This window comes from Vibrio sp. 10N.222.48.A3 (assembly GCF_041475345.1).
Lineage (GTDB): Bacteria > Pseudomonadota > Gammaproteobacteria > Enterobacterales > Vibrionaceae > Vibrio > Vibrio tasmaniensis_A.
The window spans coordinates 1-4,262 of sequence record NZ_JBFRVX010001064.1 but is presented as its reverse complement, the minus strand read 5'-3'; the positions used below and the strand labels follow the sequence as shown (position 1 = coordinate 4,262).

Genomic DNA, 4,262 nt, shown 5'->3' with positions numbered 1-4,262 from the left:
CAAGAGTATTGGATTTACGTTCAACGTGGTGTGGTTGGTCCAAAACGAGAGTTCCAAGTCGGAATCCACTACTTCCACGCCCTGAACCCTGGCGACAAAGGTACCTTAACCTACCAAGGCGATAAGTTCTTACACTTTGCATTGAAGCGCTAAACATTAGGTACTTCAACTGTATCTTCTAAGCAATCCATCAGAAAGCCTTAGCACCCACCGCTAAGGCAATAACCAACGTGTTTTCTCTGACTTAGAGACCAACCAGCTCATCCATAACGCGCCAGCTCCGCTGATCACGATCCATAATGGAATAACCCAAGCAGGGTGGCCTTGGTACCAACCGAACTCTTTCATTGGCCATAAGAAAATCGGGTGCAGCAGATAAATACCTAAGCTGTGTTTACTGATAAAACCAACCACTTGATTGCTCTTCTCAGACAAGCCTTCACCATAGTAACGGCACACCATGAACACCATGCTCGCCGCTAATACGGTGTTCAACGTCTTGTAAGATAACCAACGCCCTACCGTGTACTCTTCTGCGACCAAACTTGCATCAACCACCATATAAACCGTGGTCAGTAACGCTAATCCACCAAGTAACACACTCACGCCGACAGTCATCTTGTTAAGTGGAACCATCTTATACAGCAGGTAACCCAACGGTAAGTACCCGGTGTACAACCACAACTCGTGACTCCAAGGGCCATCGATTTTCAATAAGAACAATAGCGTTGTGAACAACCATACAGCCGTAAAGGCATAGACAGATCTATCACCGTACTTTCTGACCATGATCTGTAAAAAAGGAATCACAAAGTAGAGTGGGATGAAGTAATAGAAGAAACCAAGGTGATAGTACGTGTAGTGATGATAACTATTGAGCAAAACCTCCCAACTCACGCCCGCATCAAAACCCATTAGCGACCAACCTGATAGGTAGGTATAGAAAAGCGACCAAACAATGAATGGGATCAGTACCTTACCCAGACGGCGCTTGAGGTAGTATTTAGCATCAAACGGGCGCTGATCACTCAGCATCAATGCACCAGAAATCAAGATGAACACAGGCACTGCCCATCGGCTGAAACCATTCACCGTAATGGCAGTCAGCCACTCACCGAAAGGAATGGTGCTTAATTCATTACGATAAGGCGCCAAAACATGAATCGCGATAACAGCTATGGCCGCGACACATCGTGCTAAATCAAAAAAGAGAATTCGCTGCTTCATGTAAATGCCTGATTAATATTCAATCATTCTACTATAGCAATAAAAAAGCTGACCGGAATAAATACCAAGTCAGCTTATTGTTAAAGGAGATGCTTATCGCGAATTTAGCTCATTCGACTCTAGGTTATGCGACTTTAACTCTTACAAATGAGGCTCATGCAGTTGATGTTTCAGGCACTTTAGGTAAACGCAGAGAGATCACCGTCGTTATCGCTAAGAATGCGAAGGATACCCACAGACACGCAGACAAACCGGCCATCTGGAATACCAAGCCCGACAATATCGTGCCAATCAAGCGACCCATCGCGTTTGCCATGTAGTAGAAACCAACATCAAGAGAAACCCCATCGCCTTTCGCGTAACTCACAATCAGGTATGAGTGAAGTGATGAGTTCACCGCAAAGATGGCACCAAATACCATCAATCCACCGATGATAACTAGCTCTGGTTGCCAGCCAATTTGCACCGCATAGGCAATACCGGCAGTCACAATAGCCAATGCACCCGCCCATAGTAGCGCTGCATGTCCATCAGGCACCTTGCCTTGTGCTTTACCAGTAATCTTAGGTGCAATGCCCTGCACAAAACCGTATGCGATGGTCCAAGCCGCTAAGAAGCCACCCACCCATGAGTGGTCCCAACCAAACACACTGCCTAGATAAATCGGCAAAGCAATCACAAACCACACATCACGAGCACCAAACAGGAACATACGCGCAGCCGACAAGATATTGATGGATTCAGACTTAGAGAAGATTTGTTTAAACTTCGGTTTGGTTTTCGCTTTGCCCATGTCTGCTTCTAAGCTCACTAAACTGCCAATGAAGACCAAGGTCAGCACAGCAGCCATCGCGAGCACTGCGTATTGGAAACCAATCGTCGAAAGCAGTAAGCCACCGATAAAGAACCCGGCACCTTTCAGTGCATTCTTAGATCCGGTTAGAATCGCAATCCACTTATAAAGCGCACCTTGCTGCTCATCTGGGACTAAGGTTTTAATCGAGCTTTTAGCACTCATCTTATTGAGATCTTTAGCGATACCAGACAAGGCCTGCGCCGCCATTACCCAAGGAATGGTCAACATTACGGTTGGCACCGCGAGCATGCCCAAGGCGACAACTTGCATCCCTAAGCCGATATTCATGGTCTTATTGAGGCCAAGACGCGCCCCTAACCAACCACCGATTAGGTTAGTCACCACACCAAAGAATTCATAAAAAAGGAACAGTGAGGCGATCTCTAACGAACTGTAGCCAAGGTCATAGAAATACAAGACCACCAGCATACGAAGTGCACCATCAGTAATGGTGAAGTTCCAGTAATTGAAGGTCACCAGCATGTATTGGCGAACGCTCTTACTTAGATTTGAAAACATAACGCTATCTCTGCAATCTAAACAAAAAGAGCTTTTAGATCATAGGTGTCCAAAAGCTCTAATTCTTACTTTCCACTTAACTTATACTCAAAATAATTGGAGTTGCAGCTAGGCAACAAGCAAGTTCAGCCCTATGAGCATAGGTGTTCTATGTGATTAGGGCGGCCGGCGATCCGGTGAACTTGCGCAGTTAACAACGCTGCAGGTTCAAGAATGAAGAGCTACGCAGAAGCTACGCCATTAATGTATTCAACCTGAATGGCTTTAGTGAATGCGCCCGGACGCAGTGCCTGCACCTCTTGAACAATCTTATTCATGTCCCAGCTCTTCTCTAACAACAGGTGTGCAGCCAGCAAACCAGTACGGCCAGAGCCGCCCATGCAGTGCATTGCTACCTTGCCGCCGTTATCCACGACTTGGTGTAGTGCAGGGCTCGCCGCCTGCCATTTCGCAGCAAAATCGGCACCCGGTGCACAGTCGTCTTCGATTTCGATTTGAAACCATTGCATGCCTAGCGCACGTGTCTTCTCACCAAGTGCCGCAACGTCTTTGCTTGCAAGCTCATGGTCATCAAGTGCTGTCACGATAGCTTCAACGCCTTGTGCTTTCAGTTGCGTTAACGATGCATCTAGGTCAGCGTCTTTAGTTCCTGGGCACGGAGTAAGCACTAACGCACCAGTTTCTAGATCTAGTTGCCATGTTGGGTGTACTTGAGAGTTTGTCATCATCATCATCTATCTCTTAAAAATCTTATAAATTAAGCCAGACCAACGGTACGAACTAGCTCAGCAGTACGTGTTGCGTAGCCCATCTCGTTGTCGTACCAAGCGTAGATCTTAACCATGCGCTTACCAACTAGCATGGTTGATAGCGCATCTACGATAGTTGAGCGTTGGTCGCCTTTGTAATCGATAGAAACCAGGGGACGCTCTTCAAAGCCAAGAATGCCTTTCAGTTCATTCTCAGACGCTTCTTTCAGCATCGCGTTGACTTCTTCAGCTGTGGTGTCTTGCTTCACTTCGAAGATGATGTCGGTCAGAGAAGCGTTCGCTAGTGGTACACGAACCGCGTGGCCATTAATACGATTTTCAAGCTCCGGGAAAATCTCAACAATCGCTTTTGCACTGCCCGTTGTTGTCGGGATAAGACTCATGCCACATGCACGTGCACGGCGTAAGTCTTTATGGGGCGCATCAAGAATAGTTTGCGTATTGGTGAGATCGTGAATAGTGGTAAAGGCTGCGTTCTCGATGCCTAACTTCTCGTTAATCACCTTCACAACAGGCGCAAGACAGTTAGTCGTACAAGATGCCGCAGTCACAATCTTATGTACCGCTGGATCGAAGATAGCGTCATTCACACCGACAACGATGTTTGCAATGCCTTCTTCTTTCACTGGCGCCGATACCACAACACGCTTCACACCTTGCTCAAGGTATTTGTTTAGGAAAGATGCCTTACGGTGAACACCGGTCGCTTCAAGGACAACATCGCAACCAGACCAATCGATCGCATCGATATCGCGCTCTTGCGTAGTTCTAATGCGTTGACCGTTGATGATCATCTCATCGCCTTCAACCATGACTTCGTGGTTCCAGCGACCTTGAACCGAATCGAACTCAAGAAGATGCGCCAATGTCGCGGTGTCGCCAGCCACATC

Annotated in this window: 5 protein-coding genes; 1 reads left to right on the top strand and 4 read right to left on the bottom strand. The window is 47.1% G+C overall.

The window, feature by feature from the left end:
- Positions 1–153 (top strand): DUF2500 domain-containing protein (locus AB4653_RS23655; RefSeq protein ID WP_372105466.1); only part of this gene is annotated, 153 nt, incomplete at its 5' end.
- Between the two features lie 60 nt (positions 154–213).
- On the opposite strand, the gene AB4653_RS23650 is transcribed toward AB4653_RS23655, so the two are convergent.
- The 4 genes from AB4653_RS23650 to AB4653_RS23635 all read right to left on the bottom strand — a co-directional run.
- Complete coding sequence (locus AB4653_RS23650; RefSeq protein WP_009848227.1) at positions 214–1,227, bottom strand: acyltransferase; 1,014 nt, start codon at positions 1,225–1,227, stop codon at positions 214–216.
- Between the two features lie 154 nt (positions 1,228–1,381).
- The gene (gene arsJ / locus AB4653_RS23645) at positions 1,382–2,602 is read right to left on the bottom strand and encodes an organoarsenical effux MFS transporter ArsJ (protein ID WP_009848226.1); all 1,221 of its coding nucleotides are present in this window, start codon (positions 2,600–2,602) and stop codon (positions 1,382–1,384) included.
- 221 nt (positions 2,603–2,823) lie between these two features.
- On the bottom strand, positions 2,824–3,333 hold the full coding sequence (locus AB4653_RS23640; protein WP_009848225.1) for a cyclin-dependent kinase inhibitor 3 family protein: 510 nt from the start codon (positions 3,331–3,333) through the stop codon (positions 2,824–2,826).
- A 26-nt stretch (positions 3,334–3,359) separates the two neighbouring features.
- Positions 3,360–4,262, bottom strand: a 903-nt coding sequence (locus tag AB4653_RS23635; RefSeq protein ID WP_372105465.1) for an ArsJ-associated glyceraldehyde-3-phosphate dehydrogenase, incomplete at its 5' end; no start/stop codon positions are given.

Bases quoted from the DNA above. Each gene is read 5' to 3' on its own strand.
- AB4653_RS23650 (WP_009848227.1), bottom strand. From the start codon at position 1,227: ATGAAGCAGCGAATTCTCTTTTTTGATTTAGCACGATGTGTCGCGGCC.
- arsJ (WP_009848226.1), bottom strand. From the start codon at position 2,602: ATGTTTTCAAATCTAAGTAAGAGCGTTCGCCAATACATGCTGGTGACC.
- AB4653_RS23640 (WP_009848225.1), bottom strand. From the start codon at position 3,333: ATGATGATGACAAACTCTCAAGTACACCCAACATGGCAACTAGATCTA.